The organism is Glaciimonas sp. GNP009, assembly GCF_054343755.1.
In genome coordinates, this window is sequence record NZ_JBTGUV010000001.1 from 137,840 (window position 1) to 162,910 (window position 25,071).

Consider the following 25,071-nt stretch of genomic DNA (forward strand, 5'->3'; position numbering starts at 1 on the left):
ATGGTCAAGCTGTACTAAATTGTCTGTCCAAAATGGGTGATTGCCTTGCAAGGGCCTTATCAATGCATGGCGTGAACGGTATCTATCGACTAAGCCACATTGGATCTTTCTTTTTACACTTCTATATGGCTCGAAGTCACGTTTTGTAGCGTGATCTACGACCTTGTCAACTTAGTTCCAGTTCGCTCCATTTGTGCTCGTGCATCTCTTTTCGTGTGAAGTTTTTAATTCCATATTGTAGGCATTATATTCACATTTTTTTTTATTTCAGTCATATAAAGAAGCTTTTTCCTCACGTATATTTTTGGCAAGAAATATGCATTGGATGGTGTATCAACTTTGTCGAATAAAGTGCGACTTATCGTCTTCTCCTCCGTTTGATGGGAGCTAGCGCTTGACACATTACAGGTTGCTTGTACGTCTGGTTAAGGCAGTCAAGAGCCATTTATTTAGAAATATTAGCCTTCGGGCACATTTAATTTGTGACGAATTTGTTGCATAAGGGAATATAAATATGAATAAAAATACATTCAAACTTGTGTGGAGTCGTCATCAAAAGTGCCTGGTGCCGGTTGGTGAAAATTGCACGATCAGCGGCAAATCGTCTGGCGAGACTGCCAGTGTCATGGGCAAGGTGATTGCGATCACGACGCTGCTGCCCATGCTCGGTTGGTCCACGACATTGACACCGACCACGGGGGTGAGTGGCCCGACGGTCACCGCTTCTCAAAACGGCCAGCCGGTAGTCAATATCACCCAGGCCAATGCCGGTGGTCTGTCGGTCAATCAGTTTAGTAAAATGAATGTGACCAACGGCGTCATCATTAATAACAGTCTGGTCAACGCCATCTCAAAAACAGGGGGGCAGGTGATGAAGAACCCGAATATTACTTCCTCGTCGAGTGCCGTATTACTGCAGAATGTGGGATCGACCGCTGCCGCGATAGCGGGGACGGTGGAGAGTTTTGGTCAACCGTTGGATTTGTTTGTATCGAGTCCAGCTGGTCTGAGTCTCAATGGCGTATCGACAGTCAATATATCGAACGCCACCTTTAGTACCGGGCAACCGAGCGACGTTAGTGGTGCCAAGCCGATATTGAACGTCACCGGCGGCGCATTGACAGTGGGCACGCAAGGGATCAACACCACCGGTCTGGACTACCTGGCGCTGATCGCGCGCAGTATTACCGTGAGCGGTCCTATCACCGACAGCACTGGAAAAGCGGATCTGAAACTGATTGCCGGGACCAATCAATACGATGCGAACACGGGCAAGTATATCGCCCAGAGTCCGGGTGCATCAGCTGCGCCGCTTGCCGGCATTTCCGGTACGGATGCGGGTTCGATGTACGGCAATAATGTGCTGCTGGTGAGCACCGAAGCGGGGGCCGGGGTAAGACAAAGCGGGTTAATCACTAGTGAAAATGATATTCAGATGAGCGCCAATGGTGACCTGGTGGTAGCGCAGGTACATGCAGGTGCCAACCTAGTATTGTCGGGACAAGCGGTGACAGCGGGATTGGGTAGAAAAAACGACGGTCTGCTGGCTGGAGGGGCACTGACCGTGACTGCGACCAAAGCAGCCATTTTCAATAATAATGCGACTGGCTCGACAGTTGCGCTGACCGCGCAGGACGTCACGTTCAACGATGCGGTGTTAACCGGTACCAGCACGCAAGCTGACAATGCGGTCAGCATAGTGAGCCAGGGTGATGTCTCCATTACCGGAAAGCTCAACGTACTCAATGCTGATGGCAGCATCATTCCCGGGGCTTCGCCTGTAATGCGTGACGGTGTTCTTGTGGTACTGAATGCGAATGGCGATCCGGTGGTGGGTGGCAGCATCAGTGCAACCGGTGGTGTGGTTTCCGGTAGCGGCGTATCGATCCAGGCGTCACGCGGCGTATCAAATCTTGGAGGCATCATTTCGGCGGGTACCAATGTGCAGATCGCGGCCGGTGTCGCAGTCAAGAATACCGGAGCGATTAACGCTGCGAATGGCGCTGTGAGTATCACGTCTTCGAGCCTCGATAATGCTCTTTCGATCTTTGCCGCGACCGATGTTAACCTCACCACAACGACGTTAGTCAATGAGGGGGCAAGCAGTATTACCGCGGGCGGCAACCTGAATGTATCGTTAGGTGGTACAGCTACCAACGCCGGTGCCCTCAATGGCGACAAGGTCAATATCGTTTCTTCCGGTGGAGGCGTAGCCAACTTGCTGATGAGCGATACAGGGACCATCAATGCCTTGACTAACCTGACGGTGACACTTGATGGCTTGACTAACTATGGAAGTATCATCAGTGGGAATACGTCCACAGAGGGTACTGCGACCTATACTATGAGCGGCGATTTGGCTAACTATATGGGATCAGGTACTGCCGCCTCCAATACCGGTAATATGCTGACCTATGGTGCGATGAGCATTTCCGCCAAAAACGTGACGAACACGCATACGATTGGCGCACTCAACGGTGATTTGACGTTAACTGCGACCGCACTGAGCAATGCGGCTAATGCGGCAATTTCCTCTTCCAACGATATGCTGATTCAGACCACGAGTATTGACAATAGCGGGCAGCTTCTTGCGTCCGGCGCGGCGACCCTATCGGCAACCAAAGATTTTAATAATACCGGTAACAATACCGGGGTCGGTAGCAGTGCCTATGTGTACGGAGCGACGTTGAATCTGTCAGCGCAGAATCTGGTCAATACGGCCGGCGCAGAGGTGGAAGCAACCGCTGGCTTGAATGTGGTCACTACCGCGGGAATCACGAATGCGGGTTCGCAAATAGTGTCCGACGCCGGTGCGCTGACTCTGCAAGCGGGTACCAGCATCCATAACAGCGCAGCAGGCATCGTCAGTGGCAATACCGTGGCCATGAATGCGACTGGCAGTATTCTCAATGATAGCCTCGCGGCAATCCAGGGGGTGCGCCAGGTGACATTGACCACAGCGAATGTGGTCAATGATAATGCTTTAGTGCAGGCGGGTGGTGCCGATGCCAATGGGAACGTTCAGACAGGTAATGTCAATGTGAGTGCCGGTGGGGGGAATGGCATCCAGGATGCCGTAGCCAATACCAATAGTGGGCGCATCACCGCCAATGGCGACGTGACCCTGATCGCTCAGAACGCCAACATCAGTAATACGGGCGGCGCAACAATGCAAGGTACCGGGCTGTTGACGCTGATCGCGAAAAATGGCGGGATTAACAACAGCAATGTCCTTGAAACTTCCGGCGCTGCGACCATTTTTGCGACCCAGGATTTTAATAATACCGGCAATAATACCAGCGTGGGCAATAGTGCCTATGTGTATGGCACCACTGTCAATGTATCAGCGCAGAATGTGTCCAATACAGGGGGAGCGGGAATAGAAGCCAGTGGCGCTGTAAATGTCACGACCACGGCAGCGATCACTAATACGGCCGCGCAGATAATATCTGACAGCGCGGGTCTGACCTTGCAAGCGGGCACAAGCGTTCATAACAGCACTAACGGATTGTTAAGTGGTAATACGGCGGTGGCGATCACTTCTGGGAGTACCCTTACCAACGACAGCGGCGCAAAAATCCAGGGCATAGGGCAATTGACGCTCACGGCAGCCAACGTGGTCAATGACAGCGCCACATTACAGGCGGGCGGAACCGATGCCAATGGCGTGGTGCAGCTGGCCAACCTGACGATCACCACGAATGGTCCGAGTGCGAGCGCCAATGCGGTAGCGAATACGGGCAGCGGCAGCATCACCGCAAGCGGTGACATGAAGATCAGCGCACAGAATGCCGACATCACCAATGGCAGCAGCGCGACCATACAAGGGGGCGGGTTACTGACGCTCACCGCCCAGAACGGCAACACGAACAATAGCGGTCAGCTTCAGGCAGGCAAGGCTGCAACCATTTCTGCCGGACAGAATGTCAATAATACCGGTAACAACAGTGGCATGGGTAAAAGTGCCTATGTGTATGGCACCACTGTCAATGTATCAGCGCAGAATGTGTCCAATACAGGGGGAGCGGGAATAGAAGCCAGTGGCGCTGTAAATGTCACGACCACGGCAGCGATCACTAATACGGCCGCGCAGATAATATCTGACAGCGCGGGTCTGACCTTGCAAGCGGGCACAAGCGTTCATAACAGCACTAACGGATTGTTAAGTGGTAATACGGCGGTGGCGATCACTTCTGGGAGTACCCTTACCAACGACAGCGGCGCAAAAATCCAGGGCATAGGGCAATTGACGCTCACGGCAGCCAACGTGGTCAATGACAGCGCCACATTACAGGCGGGCGGAACCGATGCCAATGGCGTGGTGCAGTTGGCCAACCTGACGGTGATCGCGAGTGGTGCCGATGGCACGCAAAGTGCGTTGACCAATACCAATGCCGGCATTCTCAATGCCAATGGCGATGTGACGTTGACCGCACAGCGGGGCAGCATTGCCAATACTGGCAAGGCCCAGATACAAGGCGGCGGGCAATTGACGCTCACTGCGAATAACGGCAGCATCGCCAATACCACGGGTGCGACCATGCAAGGTATCACGGCGGTGAGCCTGAGCGCATCGACGGTAGTCAATGACGGTGCGACGATACAGGCCGGTGGTAAGGATGCCAAGGGCGCAGTGCAAGTGGGTAACCTAACGGTGATCGCGAGTGGTGCCGATGGCACGCAAAGTGCGTTGACCAATACCAATGCCGGCATTCTCAATGCCAATGGCGATGTGACGTTGACCGCACAGCGGGGCAGCATTGCCAATACTGGCAAGGCCCAGATACAAGGCGGCGGGCAATTGATGCTCACTGCGAATAACGGCAGCATCGCCAATACCACGGGTGCGACCATGCAAGGTATCACGGCGGTGAGCCTGAGCGCATCGACGGTAGTCAATGACGGTGCGACGATACAGGCCGGTGGCGCAGATGCGACGGGCGTGGTGCAAGTGGGTAACCTAACGGTGATCGCGAGTGGTACCGATGGCACGCAAAGTGCGTTGACCAATACCAATGCCGGCATTCTCAATGCCAATGGCGATGTGACGTTGACCGCACAGCGGGGCAGCATTGCCAATACTGGCAACGCCCAGATACAAGGCGGTGGGCAATTGACGCTCACTGCGAATAACGGCAGCATCGCCAATACCACGGGTGCGACCATGCAAGGTATCACGGCGGTGAGCCTGAGCGCATCGACGGTAGTCAATGACGGTGCGACGATACAGGCCGGTGGCGCAGATGCGACGGGCGTGGTGCAAGTGGCCAACCTGACGGTGAGCGCGAGTGGTGTGGACGGGGCCTTGAGCGCTGTGGAAAATACTAATGCAGGGGTTATTATTGCAACCGGTGCGCTCACGCTTGCAGCGCAGAACGGTAGTATCAGCAATCTCAAGAGTGCAGGGATGCAAGGTATCAAGGCGGTGAGCCTGAGCGCAGTGACGGTAGTCAATGACGGTGCGACGATACAGGCCGGTGGCGTGGATGCGACGGGCATGGTGCAAGTGGGTGACATGACGATCAATGCCAGTGGTGTGGACGGGACCCAGAGTGTTTTGTCGAATACCAACGCGGGAATGATTAGTGCCAGCGGTGACCTGAGTCTCAACGCCAGTAAAGGCAGTATCAGCAATCTCAACGGGGCGACGATACAAGGGACGACGGCTGAACTGGTCGCTGGCGTGGCCATCACGAACGATAATGCGACCCTATCGGCTACCGACAGTGTGACTGCCACTGCAGCTACGGTGAGCAATACCGGCAGCAAGGGGACGATTGCGGCAAACATGATCCGGGTCGACGCCAAGACGTTGACTAATGCGGCGGCCATCAATGCGACAGACACCGTATTGATGAATACGACGTCGTTTACCAACACGGCGACCGGCACGATCAAGGCGGGCAACGAATGGACTGTGAATACCGATAACTATAGCAACGTGGCCCCGGTCGGTGCCGAGTCTTCACAAAACAATGCGACGGTGACTTTCAAGGGTGGCGAAGATGTCGATTTGACGAACCTCAATATTCTGCCGATCGCCGACACTTTACTGACCCTCAATGCGCATAAAGTGACGGTCGATATCGTCGTTGCCAATCCAGGTGGGATTCAGGTCAATGCCGGTGGCGCGGTGGTGAATAATCAAGCCCTTGAAAGTGGCATTACGCTGGGCATTACTGCAGCTGGCGACGTGACTAACAATGCCAACGGATTGCTGTGGGGGATTAAGGATGTCAAGATTCAGACCCCGGGAACCCTGGAGAATTCGGCCACGGGAACGATACAGGCAGGTGGTAACCTGATTGTCGACGCCAATGTATTGAACAATAACAGTACTGAAAGTGGTTCCTACACGGTGGGCAGTACCGGGAACGCGAGTGGCGGTAAAGTACACAATTTTACATTCGGGGAAGTCGCCTATTCAGTCGAGCTCAATGATATTAAAACGCTGGTTTCGACGCTCACGCTGGTGCAGGGAGTTTTGCAAGCAGATGGCAATATTATCTTGAACGAAGGTGTGCAAAAAGGAAAGTCTGGCACCTTAAATAATAGTGGAAACATTCTCGCCGGCGGCAGTGTGCAGATCAACGGTAATATCAATAACCTGAGCAAGCCCCTCAATCTCACGTTACTGGACCTGTTGAAGATCCCGACAAGCATCAAGCTGTCGGCCGGTCAGGAAGATGCCTTTGGCAACTTGGTTGCCGACACGTATCAGCCGCGCTTTACCAGCGTGTATGACATGCTTAACTTCCTCTTGACGGGTTCCCAGACGCATACGATCTGGGCCGCGTATACTGCTGATAGTGCCGAATTTATGCATGCTCTTTCGCAAGCCACAGGAAACGGCACGTTAACGAGCATCCTCAATACGGCATTAGGGGCAGATTGGAACGCCCAGGATTACAATACCTTGCGTTCGCGCTGGGCGACGACGGTCCTCAATGCGACGACGCTGCCTGGCCAGGAATTTTTACCGGCACAGCCAGTCACGATTAACGCCGGCGGTAATATTGTCCTGGATGCAGGGAGCGGTGCGGTGAACAATGGCGATGGTGCGGCACAGCATATGATGCAGTCCAGTACGGCGACGATAGGCCCCAAAAATCTGCCAACGACGACCGGTGCGTTAACTGCCCCGACCAATCAGGTGGCAACGGTGACCGGTGCGTTAACTGCCTCGATCAATCATGTGGCGCTCACGCAAAGCCTGAGTCCTTTCGACAGTAGCGACGTTTCTTCGGGGGATACGCATATCGCAAGCAGCGCCAGTGCGGATATTTCGAAAGGTAATGTGCGAGTCTATACCATCGAGAATCTGAAGGCATTTTTAGGCAATACCCACACCTATACCGTCAATACCTTGCCGACCTATTTACGCGGTAAAAGTGCGCCGCTGGTCGCCCTGGGCGCCAAGGTCAGTGTGGCCTCCGTCGCTCCGCTGATATTTCCAGTGTATTCGACGAGTTTCGCTTACGTCGATCAGACGCAGTATTATGGCACCGCCTACTTTTTTGCCAGCGTCGGGTATAACCCGGGTGTGCAGGTGGCAACGGCGTTTGATAACTATACGACCACCCAGGATATCAGCCGGCTGGTCCGCAGCAAATTGAGTCAGACGGAAACCTTGAGCGGAGCAGCGCTGGTCGAAAATCTGATGGATAACGCCGGTACGGTGGCGGGTCCGCTTGGACTGACGGTCGGTGTGGCACCGACTGCGGCGCAGTTAAAAGGATTAACCGAAAACATCGTCTGGTATGTCAGTGAAATGCTGGATAACCAATCGGTGCTGATACCGGAAGTCTATCTAAGCCAGGCCGCAGTGGATGCAGAAAATGCAGCATCGTCGACCGGCGGTGCGACCCTGTCGGCTCAGGGCGTGATCAGTCTGTCTGCCAACGCTAATGGCATCACCAACGTCAACGGCTCGATCCATGCCGGCAATGGGGTGATATTACAGTCTGCCGGCAACATCACCAACATCGCCGATGGCGGTATCAATGGCGGTATCACGAGCAATAAAGGGGTGTCCCTTAAGGCATTGGGCAATATCACCAATGCCGGTGCGAGCATTGTGGGTCACGACGTGAGCTTGCGTGCCGGTGGTCAGATCACCGATACGGCGCAGGTCGGCTATGACGCCAAAGGCAAGGTCGCCATTGTCAACAAGGGCACCATCAGCGCTGACAGTACGGCTGGCACCTTGAATATGCATGCCGGTAACGGCATTGCGCTGACGGCCGCGAACCTCAGCGGCAATAATATCAACATCGATGCCGGTGCCGGGAAGGTCGAAACCAAGACGCTCAATATCGTGAGTTCGAGTTACACCAGCGAACACAAACAGGGTACAGGTTATAACGTCAATAATACCGATACCGAGAGTCAGTCTAATGCAGCCGGCACCACGATTACGGCTGGTAAGACGGGTACCCTTAATATGACCGGCCAGGGCATCACGCTCACGGGCGGGACGTACACCGGCGGCAATGCGGTGATCGATGCGAAGGATGGCAACCTGGTTATCGCCGCTTCTCAGGATTATGGTTACGAGAACAAGACCGCATCGAGTGTCGGCTTTGTAGCTAGCGCGCAAGCAGGGGTGGGGGATGCCAGTGCCAGTGCGGCCTATAGTACGATTCCTGGCGTAGGGGGAACGACGAGCGCCAGTATGAATGACGGTACTAATAAGTCGGCACCGGTCGGCACCACCAATGCGCAAGGATCGCTGGGGAATGCTTCCGATGGAATGGAAATCAAGAACAGCACAGATACCATGAGTCAAATGACGAATCACAACGCGACGTTGAGTTTTGGAAACAGTATTACTCTCAAGAGTGCTAATACGGTCGATATCGGTGGCGCCGATCTGACATCCGATGCGGATACCGGTTCCATCACTATTACGGCCGGTAACGTTGCCTCGACCAAATATGTCGACACGATGTCGGCGACCCATGAGGATAGCTCGATTACATTTGGCAATAACGATGAGCAACATAGTTCCATCAAAAAATTAGCCGACGATACGATGGAATTAGCGCAGAAGATGAAAAGTGGTCAGACCAAAGATGCCGGTACCGGTGCGCTGGAAGCAGGTACCTATGTTGGTGATGCGACGAATCTGGTGTTTGGTGATACTTATGGTGCCAGCGCGAATCTGAAAGTGGGCTACGAGCAGACCACCACCAGTAAGAGTACTACGCAAGAAAATACCACGAATCTGAATGCCGGAAAAATTACCATTACCAGTACCAAAGGGAATATTGATCTCAATGGCGTCCAGTCGAAAAGCAATGACCTGGCACTCGATTCAGCCGGCGATGTGAATATCACCGCTGCCAAAGGCACCAGTACCAGCCATAGTGATGATTTCAATATCAGCGCGAATGTCACTGGTTCTCTGTCTACCAATGCGGCAACGGGGTCGGCTGGTGTCGGCGCGACTGTGGGTGTGGCCGGTGGCGATTCAAAGACCGATACGTCAGGACAGACTTACACCAACAGTAATTTGCTGTCAAAGAATGTATCCATCACTGCCAAGAACGATTTGAACCTGACCGGTGCCAATGTCAAAGGTGACAGCGTGGCTCTCAAAGTCGGTGGCAATACAACGATCACCAGCGTGCAGGATGTGGCGGATTCCACCACGACCGGCTGGAGTGCCAATCTGTCGGGCGGTGCTTCCATAGGAGACCATGGGTTGATGCCGATGGGCAGTGTGGGCGCATCGGGCACGCATAGCTGGGATAACAGTAGCACGACCAAACAACAGTCCGGTATCGAAGCAACCCAAACGCTGAATGCCAATCTGGCCGGCAATGTCAATCTGAGCGGTGCGCATCTTGTATCCGATACCGGAAATGGCCAGGTAACGGTGGGCGGTAAGGTCACGGCAACCAAACTGGTCGACACGGTGGACAAGGATGGGAATGGAGGGGGTGGACAGATCGGTATGGCAGCCGATGGTATCCCAAGTGGCGACGTCAGTTATACCAAGGATGATCAGATCCATCGTAGCGAGGTACAAAACGCCACGATCGGGGTCACCAACCTGACAGTTGGCGGTGTGAAAATTACCGATGCGAACAAGGGCACACTTAACACCGACGCCACCAAGCTCTCTGTAGTGACCGATGATCGTCATATTGCAGGGAGTACCATGGATATCTCGGCGGGCGCTGCTCCTTCTAAGAAGCCCAAAGACCCGGTCGACCCTATACACCCTCCCCCTGTTCCACATGTCAAAGTCCCTGCTGAACTTACGGTGCCTGTCCCGCCGACACTCACACAGAAAAAATTGGTCGAGACCGAGGCGCCTGTCGCGCCGCCGAAACTCAAACAGAATGATTTGATCGAGACCGAGGCGCCTGTCGCGCCGCCGAAACTCAAACAGAATGATTTGATCGAGACCAAGGCGCCTGTTGAGCCGCCGAAACTCACACAGAAAGATTTGATCGAGACCAAGGCGCCTGTCGAGCCGCCGAAACTCACACAGAAAGATTTGATCGAGACCAAGGCGCCTGTCGAGCCGCCGAAACTCAAACAGAATGATTTGATCGAGACCAAGGCGCCTGTCGCGCCGCCGAAACTCACACAAAAAGATTTGATCGAGACCAAGGCGCCTGTTGAGCCGCCGAAACTCAAACAGAATGATTTGATCGAGACCAAGGTGCCTGTTAAGCCAGAGATTCCTGTCTTGAAAAAATCGGTTCCTGTCTCTGACGTTCCTGTCAAACCTGTCGAACCTCCGAAGCTCAAGAGCCCGGACTCAGGGGCAATAGTTTCTGTGGATACTGTCGTAGATCACAAGTTGAAAACTGTTATGACAAAAATTAACCGTGCCAGCGTCCAGGAACTTGCCGCAGGAATAAAAGTGGAACCAATAGATTACATGGACCCAACGACTGGAACTATTGTTACAATTCCAAAGCAGACTGTCCATAGTATTAAAGAGTTCACGAAGTTGTATGAAGATAAGAGCTTTGTCGCAAACAGTGTTTCGGTAGCCGACTCAGTTCAGACTGTCGGCCTGAATTTCAAAGTAGTGGGTGAGGGGAGAGGAGCCGGGATAACATCCTCAACCGTGGCTAAGACTTTGTTAACAGAGGGGGGAAGAAGGTTGAAAAAGCACAGAACGATTATAAGCAAGACATGAAGACTTATTACAAAGCATTGGCTGATCATAGTCAGGCGAAGGAGACTAACTCGAATATTGACACTGCTAATACGAAGGCGACAACGGCGTATAAGGAAGCGACAGCGACTTATGACAAAGCGGTAAGCGATAATAAGCAGGCAACGGCGAAGAATGTGGAAATTACCACTGCGAATACGAAGGCGACAGCGGCGCATAAGGAAGCGACAGCGACTTATAACAAAGCGGTAAGCGATAATAAGCAGGCAACGGCGAAGAATGTGGAAATTACCACTGCGAATACGAAGGCGCAGACGGACCATGACAAAGCGACGGCGACTTATGACAAGGCGCTAACCGCTCATAATGAGGCGACGGCGAAGAATGTGGAGACTACCACTGCGAATACGAAGGCGCAGGCGGACCATGACGAAGCGACAGCGTCTTATGATAAGGCGCTAACCGCTCATAATGAGGCGACGGCGAAGAATGTGGAGACTACCACTGCGAATACGAAGGCGCAGACGGACCATGACAAAGCGACAGCGACTTATGACAAGGCGCTAACCGCTCATAATGAGGCGACGGCGAAGAATGTGGAGACTACCACTTCGAATTCGAAGGCGCAGGCGGACCATGACGAAGCGACAGCGACTTATGATAAGGCGCTAACTGCTCATAATGAGGCGACGGCGAAGAATGTGGAGACTACCACTGCGAATACGAAGGCGCAGGCGGACCATGACGAAGCGACAGCGACTTATGACAAGGCGCTGACCGCTCATAATGAGGCGACGGCGAAAAATGTGGAGATCACCACTGCGAATACGAAGGCGCAGGCGGACCATGACGAAGCGACAGCGACTTATGACAAGGCGCTAACCGCTCATAATGAGTCGACGGCGAAAAATGTGGAGATCACCACTGCCAATGCGGCTGCGGAAGTGACGCATAAGGAACGCCTAAAGACTTATACGAAAGCCCTTGATACTTATGACAAAAGGGTGAGCGATATTGCGCAAGCGAAACAGAAGAATGTGGAAATTACAGACACAAATAAGAAAGCGGCAGATGATCACGCTGATACGGTAGCGAAAAACCAGAAGATACGGGATGATAATGCGGCAGCACGCTAAGCCACCTCTTATCAAGAGGGAGTAGTACAGACTTGATCTGACAGTTAACCGACTTAACGTTGGTAATTGTCAGATCATTTTTTTTGCGCTCTATTTCAATTTCCGCAGAGTCTGGCTATCAATAAAATAGGGCGTCTTTCTATAAAAAAATCCTCAAATGGTAATTAAGTAATCTTCAATTTTAAACGCGCTCTTTTGCCGGAGATTAACTTGGCAAAGAGATGCTGGAATTTTTTACCTATAGTATTGTTCTCCCTTAAAACTGGAATGTATGCTCCTGCACAGGTATAAAACTGCTCAGCAAAGGGCAACTAATCCTTCTCTTCAATCACGGTCTTTTTTCGACCCATCCTGCCATGAGCTTAACCCCGGGCAGCAGTAACTTTAGTTGCCTAATTTATATCATATGCATCAAATTCCTATTTTCATTAAGTTCCGTCCTGTAGAAAATAATTATTCCAGCGTATATTTTTGGCAAGTACATCTGTGGTGTGTGCGACGCGGCTGCAGAAGATGCAACTAGTTCGTCACCTTCTTGTTGGATTGAATACAGAAACAGGCGATTTTTCGTATCGTCGAAGGATTCCATCCGTTGAAGACATCGCAATTTTTTTGCAAATAAATCACGTACTTGCGATACGGAACTTGGCCATGCCTGGTCCAACTCCGCCAAATATGTTCCGCACCGAGTCAACAATAGCGGAATCAATTTACATGCCTCGCCTCAGTAATTACTTGTTTTATTAATACCAAAAATGCCATTCGGTGCAATTTTTGATAGTGATCAAAAATGCGAAAAAGTCGTTTGTTTAATCGCAACGTTAGCCTTCGGGCACATTTAATTTGTGACGAATTTGTTGCATAAGGGAATATAAATATGAATAAAAATACATTCAAACTTGTGTGGAGTCGTCATCAAAAGTGCCTGGTGCCGGTTGGTGAAAATTGCACGATCAGCGGCAAATCGTCTGGCGAGACTGCCAGTGTCATGGGCAAGGTGATTGCGATCACGACGCTGCTGCCCATGCTCGGTTGGTCCACGACATTGACACCGACCACGGGGGTGAGTGGCCCGACGGTCACCGCTTCTCAAAACGGCCAGCCGGTAGTCAATATCACCCAGGCCAATGCCGGTGGTCTGTCGGTCAATCAGTTTAGTAAAATGAATGTGACCAACGGCGTCATCATTAATAACAGTCTGGTCAACGCCATCTCAAAAACAGGGGGGCAGGTGATGAAGAACCCGAATATTACTTCCTCGTCGAGTGTCGTATTACTGCAGAATGTGGGATCGACCGCTGCCGCGATAGCGGGGACGGTGGAGAGTTTTGGTCAACCGTTGGATTTGTTTGTATCGAGTCCAGCTGGTCTGAGTCTCAATGGCGTATCGACAGTCAATATATCGAACGCCACCTTTAGTACCGGGCAACCGAGCGACGTTAGTGGTGCCAAGCCGATATTGAACGTCACCGGCGGCGCATTGACAGTGGGCACGCAAGGGATCAACACCACCGGTCTGGACTACCTGGCGCTGATCGCGCGCAGTATTACCGTGAGCGGTCCTATCACCGACAGCACTGGAAAAGCGGATCTGAAACTGATTGCCGGGACCAATCAATACGATGCGAACACGGGCAAGTATATCGCCCAGAGTCCGGGTGCATCAGCTGCGCCGCTTGCCGGCATTTCCGGTACGGATGCGGGTTCGATGTACGGCAATAATGTGCTGCTGGTGAGCACCGAAGCGGGGGCCGGGGTAAATCAAAGCGGCCTGATCAAGAGCCAAAAAGATATTCAGGTGAGCGCCAATGGCGACGTGATGGTGGCTCGAGCCAATGCCGGTGGCAACCTGACATTGTCGGGACAAGCGGTGACAGCGGGACGGGGAGGCGCGCAAGATGGCCTGGTAGCGGGACAGGCACTGACTGTGACTGCGACCAAAGCAGCCCTCTTCAATAGCGATGCGACCGCATCGACGATCCTGATCACCGCACAGGACGTCACGCTCACCACAGCAGTGCTGAGCGGTACCAGCACGCAAGCTGGCAATGCAGTAACTATCGTCAGCCAGGGTGATGTCGCCATTACCGGAAAGCTCAGGGTGGTCAATAGCAGTGGTACGGTTATTCCCCAGGACTCAGCAATGATACAAAATGGTGTCCTAGTGATAGTCGATGCGCAATTACAGCCCGTCCTCGGCGACTCCATAAATTCAACCGGTGGTGTGGTTTCCCGCAGTGGCGTATCGATTCAGGCTGCACGCGGCGTATCGAATCTTGGGGGCGTCATTTCGGCGGGCACTAATGTGCAGGTCGCGGCGGCGGGTGCAGTCAATAATACCGGGGCGATTGACGCTGCTAACGGTGCTGTGAATATCACGTCTTCGAGCCTAGACAACGCATTTTCGATCGCTTCGACGGCCGATATTAACTTGACCACAAAAACCTTGCTCAATGAGGGGAGCAGCGGTATCGTCGCGGGCGGCAAACTGAATGTAGCGTTAGGTGGCGCGGCTATCAACGCTGGCGCACTGAACGGTGATCAGGTCAGTATTACCTCCTCCGGTGGCGGCGCAGCCAGCTTGCTAGAGAAGATTTCAGGTAGCATCAATACGACGAAAAATCTGACTATTACGCTGGATGACTTGACCAACTATGGAAATATCATCACTGGAACTAGTGATACGTCGGGTACTGCGACTTATACCATCAGCGGGGAACTGGCTAACTATTCAACGCCAGATACTGTACTTTCCAATACCGGTAACCTGCTGACCTATGGTGCGATGAGCATTACCGCTCAAAATGTGACTAACACGAATGCGATCGCAGCCGCAAAAGCGGCCGATCAAAAACCAGCTTATTTGAAAGTGACGACTACGGCGCTAAACAATGGCGCGGGTGCGGCAATTTCCTCTTCCAATGATATGCTGATTCAGGCCGCGAGTATTGACAATAGTGGGCAGATCAATGCCACTGGAGCCGCGACCCTATCGGCAACCAAGGATTTTAATAATACCGGTAACACCGCCGTCGGCAGCACTGCCTATGTGTACGGAGCGACGTTGAATCTGTCAGCGCAGAATCTGGTCAATACGGCCGGCTCAGAGGTGGAAGCAACCGCTGGCTTGAATGTGGTCACTACCGCGGGAATCACGAATGCGGGTTCGCAAATAGTGTCCGACGCCGGTGCGCTGACTCTGCAAGCGGGTACCAGCATCCATAACAGCGCAGCAGGCATCGTCAGTGGCAATACCGTGGCCATGAATGCGACTGGCAGTATTCTCAATGATAGCCTTGCGGCAATCCAGGGGGTGCGCCAGGTGACACTGACCACAGCGAATGTGGTCAATGATAATGCTTTAGTGCGGGCGGGTGGTCTTGATGTCAATGGGGACGTTCAGACAGGTAATGTCAATGTGAGCGCCAGTGGGGGAATCAGTAATACGGGCGGCGCAAAAATCCAGAGCATAGGGCAATTGACGCTCACGGCAGCCAACGTGGTCAATGACAGCGCCACATTACAGGCGGGCGGAACCGATGCCAATGGCGTGGTGCAGCTGGCCAACCTGACGATCACCACGAATGGTCCGAGTGCGAGCGCCAATGCGGTAGCGAATACGGGCAGCGGCAGCATCACCGCAAGCGGTGACATGAAGATCAGCGCACAGAATGCCGACATCACCAATGGCAGCAGCGCGACCATACAAGGGGGCGGGTTACTGACGCTCACCGCCCAGAACGGCAACACGAACAATAGCGGTCAGCTTCAGGCAGGCAAGGCTGCAACCATTTCTGCCGGACAGAATGTCAATAATACCGGTAACAACAGTGGCATGGGTAAAAGTGCCTATGTGTATGGCACCACTGTCAATGTATCAGCGCAGAATGTGTCCAATACAGGGGGAGCGGGAATAGAAGCCAGTGGCGCTGTAAATGTCACGACCACGGCAGCGATCACTAATACGGCCGCGCAGATAATATCTGACAGCGCGGGTCTGACCTTGCAAGCGGGCACAAGCGTTCATAACAGCACTAACGGATTGTTAAGTGGTAATACGGCGGTGGCGATCACTTCTGGGAGTACCCTTACCAACGACAGCGGCGCAAAAATCCAGGGCATAGGGCAATTGACGCTCACGGCAGCCAACGTGGTCAATGACAGCGCCACATTACAGGCGGGCGGAACCGATGCCAATGGCGTGGTGCAGTTGGCCAACCTGACGGTGATCGCGAGTGGTGCCGATGGCACGCAAAGTGCGTTGACCAATACCAATGCCGGCATTCTCAATGCCAATGGCGATGTGACGTTGACCGCACAGCGGGGCAGCATTGCCAATACTGGCAAGGCCCAGATACAAGGCGGCGGGCAATTGACGCTCACTGCGAATAACGGCAGCATCGCCAATACCACGGGTGCGACCATGCAAGGTATCACGGCGGTGAGCCTGAGCGCATCGACGGTAGTCAATGACGGTGCGACGATACAGGCCGGTGGTAAGGATGCCAAGGGCGCAGTGCAAGTGGGTAACCTAACGGTGATCGCGAGTGGTGCCGATGGCACGCAAAGTGCGTTGACCAATACCAATGCCGGCATTCTCAATGCCAATGGCGATGTGACGTTGACCGCACAGCGGGGCAGCATTGCCAATACTGGCAAGGCCCAGATACAAGGCGGCGGGCAATTGACGCTCACTGCGAATAACGGCAGCATTGCCAATACCGGCAAGGCCCAGATACAAGGCGGCGGGCAATTGATGCTCACTGCGAATAACGGCAGCATCGCCAATACCACGGGTGCGACCATGCAAGGTATCACGGCGGTGAGCCTGAGCGCATCGACGGTAGTCAATGACGGTGCGACGATACAGGCCGGTGGTAAGGATGCCAAGGGCGCAGTGCAAGTGGGTAACCTGACGGTGAGCGCGAGTGGTGCCGATGGCACGCAAAGTGCGTTGACCAATACCAATGCCGGCATTCTCAATGCCAATGGCGATGTGACGTTGACCGCACAGCGGGGCAGCATTGCCAATACTGGCAAGGCCCAGATACAAGGCGGCGGGCAATTGATGCTCACTGCGAATAACGGCAGCATCGCCAATACCACGGGTGCGACCATGCAAGGTATCACGGCGGTGAGCCTGAGCGCATCGACGGTAGTCAATGACGGTGCGACGATACAGGCCGGTGGCGCAGATGCGACGGGCGTGGTGCAAGTGGGTAACCTAACGGTGATCGCGAGTGGTACCGATGGCACGCAAAGTGCGTTGACCAATACCAATGCCGGCATTCTCAATGCCAATGGCGATGTGACGTTGACCGCACAGCGGGGCAGCATTGCCAATACTGGCAAGGCCCAGATACAAGGCGGCGGGCAATTGACGCTCACTGCGAATAACGGCAGCATCGCCAATACCACGGGTGCGACCATGCAAGGTATCACGGCGGTGAGCCTGAGCGCATCGACGGTAGTCAATGACGGTGCGACGATACAGGCCGGTGGCGCAGATGCGACGGGCGTGGTGCAAGTGGCCAACCTGACGGTGAGCGCGAGTGGTGTGGACGGGGCCTTGAGCGCTGTGGAAAATACTAATGCAGGGGTTATTATTGCAACCGGTGCGCTCACGCTTGCAGCGCAGAACGGTAGTATCAGCAATCTCAAGAGTGCAGGGATGCAAGGTATCAAGGCGGTGAGCCTGAGCGCAGTGACGGTAGTCAATGACGGTGCGACGATACAGGCCGGTGGCGTGGATGCGACGGGCATGGTGCAAGTGGGTGACATGACGATCAATGCCAGTGGTGTGGACGGGACCCAGAGTGTTTTGTCGAATACCAACGCGGGAATGATTAGTGCCAGCGGTGACCTGAGTCTCAACGCCAGTAAAGGCAGTATCAGCAATCTCAACGGGGCGACGATACAAGGGACGACGGCTGAACTGGTCGCTGGCGTGGCCATCACGAACGATAATGCGACCCTATCGGCTACCGACAGTGTGACTGCCACTGCAGCTACGGTGAGCAATACCGGCAGCAAGGGGACGATTGCGGCAAACATGATCCGGGTCGACGCCAAGACGTTGACTAATGCGGCGGCCATCAATGCGACAGACACCGTATTGATGAATACGACGTCGTTTACCAACACGGCGACCGGCACGATCAAGGCGGGCAACGAATGGACTGTGAATACCGATAACTATAGCAACGTGGCCCCGGTCGGTGCCGAGTCTTCACAAAACAATGCGACGGTGACTTTCAAGGGTGGCGAAGATGTCGATTTGACGAACCTCAATATTCTGCCGATCGCCGACACTTTACTGACCCTCAATGCGCATAAAGTGACGGTCGATATCGTCGTTGCCAATCCAGGTGGGATTCAGGTCAATGCCGGTGGCGCGGTGGTGAATAATCAAGCCCTTGAAAGTGGCATTACGCTGGGCATTACTGCAGCTGGCGACGTGACTAACAATGCCAACGGATTGCTGTGGGGGATTAAGGATGTCAAGATTCAGACCCCGGGAACCCTGGAGAATTCGGCCACGGGAACGATACAGGCAGGTGGTAACCTGATTGTCGACGCCAATGTATTGAACAATAACAGTACTGAAAGTGGTTCCTACACGGCGGGCAGTACCGGAAACGCGAATGGTGAACATTATGATGATAATGGTGCGGGAGGCACAGATTATCAAGTGGACCTGAAAGGTATTCAAACGTTGGCATCGACCCTCAAGCTAGTGCAGGGAGTTTTGCAAGCAGATGGCAATATTATCTTGAACGAAGGTGTGCAAAAAGGAAAGTCTGGCACCTTAAATAATAGTGGAAACATTCTCGCCGGCGGCAGTGTGCAGATCAACGGTAATATCAATAACCTGAGCAAGCCCCTCAATCTCACGTTACTGGACCTGTTGAAGAGCCCGACACAGATACAATTGACGGTGGTTCAGAAGTCACTTTTCGGTAAGCTTCCAGGCGCCTATCAGCCGAACTTTTCCAGCGTGTATGAGATGCTTAATTCTCTGTTGGCGGGTCCTTCGAGTTATTATTTCTGGGGTGCGTATAAGGCTTATAACTCTCAGTTCATGCATGCTCTTTCGCAAGCCACAGGAAACGGCACGTTAACGAGCATCCTCAATACGGCATTAGGGGCAGATTGGAACGCCCAGGATTACAATACCTTGCGTTCGCGCTGGGCGACGACGGTCCTCAATGCGACGACGCTGCCTGGCCAGGAATTTTTACCGGCACAGCCAGTCACGATTAACGCCGGCGGTAATATTGTCCTGGATGCAGGGAGCGGTGCGGTGAACAATGGCGATGGTGCGGCACAGCATATGATGCAGTCCAGTACGGCGACGATAGGCCCCAAAAATCTGCCAACGACGACCGGTGCGTTAACTGCCCCGATCAATCAGGTGGCAACGGTGACCGGTGCGTTAACTGCCTCGATCAATCATGTGGCGCTCACGCAAAGCCTGAGTCCTTTCGACAGTAGCGACGTTTCTTCGGGGGATACGCATACCACAGGCAGCGCCAAAGCGGATATTTCCAAAGGTAATGTGCGGGTCTATACCATCGAGAATCTGAAGGCATTTTTAGGCAATACCCACACCTATACCGTCAATACCTTGCCGACCTATTTACGCGGTAAAAGTGCGCCGCTGGTCGCCCTGGGCGCCAAGGTCAGTGTGGCCTCCGTCGCTCCGCTGATATTTCCAGTGTATTCGACGAGTTTCGCTTACGTCGATCAGACGCAGTATTATGGCACCGCCTACTTTTTTGCCAGCGTCGGGTATAACCCGGGTGTGCAGGTGGCAACGGCGTTTGATAACTATACGACCACCCAGGATATCAGCCGGCTGGTCCGCAGCAAATTGAGTCAGACGGAAACCTTGAGCGGAGCAGCGCTGGTCGAAAATCTGATGGATAACGCCGGTACGGTGGCGGGTCCGCTTGGACTGACGGTCGGTGTGGCACCGACTGCGGCGCAGTTAAAAGGATTAACCGAAAACATCGTCTGGTATGTCAGTGAAATGCTGGATAACCAATCGGTGCTGATACCGGAAGTCTATCTAAGCCAGGCCGCAGTGGATGCAGAAAATGCAGCATCGTCGACCGGCGGTGCGACCCTGTCGGCTCAGGGCGTGATCAGTCTGTCTGCCAACGCTAATGGCATCACCAACGTCAACGGCTCGATCCATGCCGGCAATGGGGTGATATTACAGTCTGCCGGCAACATCACCAACATCGCCGATGGCGGTATCAATGGCGGTATCACGAGCAATAAAGGGGTGTCCCTTAAGGCATTGGGCAATATCACCAATGCCGGTGCGAGCATTGTGGGTCACGACGTGAGCTTGCGTGCCGGTGGTCAGATCACCGATACGGCGCAGGTCGGCTATGACGCCAAAGGCAAGGTCGCCATTGTCAACAAGGGCACCATCAGCGCTGACAGTACGGCTGGCACCTTGAATATGCATGCCGGTAACGGCATTGCGCTGACGGCCGCGAACCTCAGCGGCAATAATATCAACATCGATGCCGGTGCCGGGAAGGTCGAAACCAAGACGCTCAATATCGTGAGTTCGAGTTACACCAGCGAACACAAACAGGGTACAGGTTATAACGTCAATAATACCGATACCGAGAGTCAGTCTAATGCAGCCGGCACCACGATTACGGCTGGTAAGACGGGTACCCTTAATATGACCGGCCAGGGCATCACGCTCACGGGCGGGACGTACACCGGCGGCAATGCGGTGATCGATGCGAAGGATGGCAACCTGGTTATCGCCGCTTCTCAGGATTATGGTTACGAGAACAAGACCGCATCGAGTGTCGGCTTTGTAGCTAGCGCGCAAGCAGGGGTGGGGGATGCCAGTGCCAGTGCGGCCTATAGTACGATTCCTGGCGTAGGGGGAACGACGAGCGCCAGTATGAATGACGGTACTAATAAGTCGGCACCGGTCGGCACCACCAATGCGCAAGGATCGCTGGGGAATGCTTCCGAAGGCTTGGAGTTCAAGAACAGCACAGATACCATGAGTCAAATGACGAATCACAACGCGACGTTGAGTTTTGGAAACAGTATTACTCTCAAGAGTGCTAATACGGTCGATATCGGTGGCGCCGATCTGACGTCCGATGCGGATACCGGTTCCATCACTATTACGGCCGGTAACGTTGCCTCGACCAAATATGTCGACACGATGTCGGCGACCCATGAGGATAGCTCGGTTACACTTGGCTATAACCAAGAACAGCATAGTTCCATCAAGAAATTAGCCGATGATACGATGGAATTAGCGCAGAAGATGAAAAGTGGTCAGACCAAAGATGCCGGTACCGGTGCGCTGGAAGCAGGTACCTATGTTGGTGATGCGACGAATCTGGTGTTTGGTGATACTTATGGTGCCAGCGCGAATCTGAAAGTGGGCTACGAGCAGACCACCACCAGTAAGAGTACTACGCAAGAAAATACCACGAATCTGAATGCCGGAAAAATTACCATTACCAGTACCAAAGGGAATATTGATCTCAATGGCGTCCAGTCGAAAAGCAATGACCTGGCACTCGATTCAGCCGGCGATGTGAATATCACGGCTGCCAAAGGCACCAGTACCAGCCATAGTGATGATTTCAATATCAGCGCGAATGTCACTGGTTCTCTGTCTACCAATGCGGCATTTGGGTCAGCCGGTGTCGGGGTGACGGGGGGGGTGGCCGGTGGCGATTCAAAGACCGATACGTCAGGACAGACTTACACCAACAGTAATTTGCTGTCAAAGAATGTATCCATCACTGCCAAGAACGATTTGAACCTGACCGGTGCCAATGTCAAAGGTGACAGCGTGGCTCTCAAAGTCGGTGGCAATACAACGATCACCAGCGTGCAGGATGTGGCGGATTCCACCACGACCGGCTGGAGTGCCAATCTGTCGGGCGGTGCTTCCATAGGAGACCATGGGTTGATGCCGATGGGCAGTGTGGGCGCATCGGGCACGCATAGCTGGGATAACAGTAGCACGACCAAACAACAGTCCGGTATCGAAGCAACCCAAACGCTGAATGCCAATCTGGCCGGCAATGTCAATCTGAGCGGTGCGCATCTTGTATCCGATACCGGAAATGGCCAGGTAACGGTGGGCGGTAAGGTCACGGCAACCAAACTGGTCGACACGGTGGACAAGGATGGGAATGGAGGGGGTGGACAGATCGGTATGGCAGCCGATGGTATCCCAAGTGGCGACGTTAGTTATACCAAGGATGATCAGATCCATCGTAGCGAGGTACAAAACGCCACGATCGGGGTCACCAACCTGACAGTTGGCGGTGTGAAAATTACCGATGCGAACAAGGGCACACTTAACACCGACGCCACCAAGCTCTCTGTAGTGACCGATGATCGTCATATTGCAGGGAGTACCATGGATATCTCGGCGGGCGCTGCTCCTTCTAAGAAGCCCCTCAAGCTTGAAGACCCTAAACCCCCAGTTCATCCAGGCCTCGAGCCGGTCCCTGTTCCTGTTGATAAGCCTGTCGAACCGAAACTCGTACAGAGTGATTTGATCGAGACCAAGGCGCCTGTCGAGCCGAAACTCGTACAGAATGATTTGATCGAGACCAAGGCGCCTGTTGAGCCGCCGAAACTCGTACAGAATGATTTGATCGAGACCAAGGCGCCTGTTGAGCCGCCGAAACTCAAACAGAATGATTTGATCGAGACCAAGGCGCCTGTCGAACCGCCGAAACTCAAACAGAATGATTTGATCGAGACCAAGGCGCCTGTCGAACCGCCGAAACTCAAACAGAATGATTTGATCGAGACCAAGGCGCCTATTGAGCCGCCGAAACTCAAACAGAATGATTTGATCGAGACCAAGGCGCCTGTCGAGCCGCCGAAACTCAAACAGAATGATTTGATCGAGACCAAGGCGCCTGTCAAGCCTGTAAAACCGGAATCGTCAAGTAAACCCATCACTGACCCAGTTTACGCCGTACACGATAAAACAACGGTCGAATTGACAAATATATTGCAAAAAATTAACAATATGAGCAAGGAGGAACTTCAAATTTTGAAGCGCGATGGTATGCCACTGCCGAGGGTACGAACGGCAGACGGCCCCTTTACACCGCCGCCTATCCACTCGGCTAAGGAGTTTGCGGATGCGTATAAAGACAAGGTATTGGTCGGAGAAAGCTATCAGAACAACATGGATCAGACCATGACGATGAGATTCACTGCAGAGCCTTTTGATAAGGTAAGCCGCGAAGTTGTGGTTCGTGGTGCGTCGGGCGGTGTTCCTGAAAAAGTGACTAAACCGTATCAGCAACCACGTAACAATAAAGAGCAGATAGCCCAGAATCAGCTTAATCTCAATAACGGTATTAAAATTCGCGTGGCTAATGAGCAGGCGTGGAAGGATTATCCTAACGCGTTAAAGACTTATAACCAGGCGCTAATTGATCATAATACGGCGACGTCAACCAATGATGGCATTACCGCTGCTAATAACCAGGCGAGACTGGACCATTCGCAGGCGGTAAATAATTATAACCAGGCGCTAATTGATCATAATACGGCGACGTCAACCAATGATGGCATTATCGCTGCTAATAACCAGGCGAGACTGGACCATTCGCAGGCGGTAAATAATTATAACCAGGCGCTAATTGATCATAATACGGCGACGTCAACCAATGATGGCATTACCGCTGCTAATAACCAGGCGAGACTGGACCATTCGCAGGCGGTAAATAATTATAACCAGGCGCTAATTGATCATAATACGGCGACGTCAACCAATGATGGCATTACCGCTGCTAATAACCAGGCGAGACTGGACCATTCGCAGGCGGTAAATAATTATAACCAGGCGCTAATTGATCATAATACGGCGACGTCAACCAATGATGGCATTACCGCTGCTAATAACCAGGCGAGACTGGACCATTCGCAGGCGGTAAATAATTATAACCAGGCGCTAATTGATCATAATACGGCGACGTCAACCAATGATGGCATTATCGCTGCTAATAACCAGGCGAGACTGAACCATTCGCAGGCGGTAAATAATTATAACCAGGCGCTAATTGATCATAATACGGCGACGTCAACCAATGATGGGATTACCGCTGCTAATAACAAGGCGAGACTGGACCATTCGCAGGCAATAAATAATTATAACCAGGCGCTAACCGCTCATAATGATGCGTTGGCGAAGAATGTGGAGACTACCAATGCGAATAACCAGGCGGGGCTGGACCATCAGCAGGCGGTAATTGATCATGCGACAGCGATGGTACTGTATAACCAAAACTTGGTAGACATTGCGGCAGCCAACCAGAGGAATGCGGTAATTGACGCTACTCATGCACAAGCTGTAGATGCGCATACGGTAATAGTAGGAAATAATGCGCTTTTGCGTACGCAAGATGCGGCGGCTCAAAGAAGGCAGAGCATTCCATGGCCGTTCAGACTCTTATTTTAACGCAAGTAATGGAAGGGGTATTCCCCTCCTAAATGACATAGAAATGTGTCAAGGTGAAGATTCAAAGCAACGCCTTGAATTAACACGCGCGTTCATTTCGGCCTGGTCAGCGCCAAGTCGGCAAAAAGGATAGCTCATCGATACCTTCGGTAAGCTATCCTTTGCATATTCTGCGCATGGGCCTGACAGGGCATTTTTCCTGCTGGCATCTTCTCCTTTCTGGATTTTTTCAATAGCGGCATGTCCGTGCACTTTTCGCGCGCACCCGGCTCTCATTAATGGTAAGCGGTCCGTGACTGACGCCT

General features: G+C 52.9%; 3 protein-coding genes. All 3 read left to right on the plus strand.

Annotated elements, in window-relative coordinates; translation table 11 throughout:
* The first annotated feature begins 514 nt into the window (after positions 1-514).
* The 3 genes from ACXX82_RS00410 (at position 515) to ACXX82_RS00420 (ending at position 24,766) form a co-directional block, all read left to right on the plus strand.
* A complete protein-coding gene (locus ACXX82_RS00410; protein WP_458562089.1) occupies positions 515-11,161 on the plus strand; it encodes a hemagglutinin repeat-containing protein in 10,647 nt (3,548 codons plus the stop codon).
* A complete protein-coding gene (locus ACXX82_RS00415) occupies positions 11,158-12,276 on the plus strand; it encodes a hypothetical protein (protein ID WP_458562090.1) in 1,119 nt (372 codons plus the stop codon). The genes ACXX82_RS00410 and ACXX82_RS00415 overlap by 4 nt, the downstream gene beginning before the upstream one ends.
* An 877-nt stretch (positions 12,277-13,153) precedes the next feature.
* Positions 13,154-24,766, plus strand: coding sequence for a hemagglutinin repeat-containing protein (locus ACXX82_RS00420; RefSeq protein WP_458562091.1), 11,613 nt, complete (start codon positions 13,154-13,156; stop codon positions 24,764-24,766).
* Positions 24,767-25,071 lie beyond the last annotated feature (305 nt).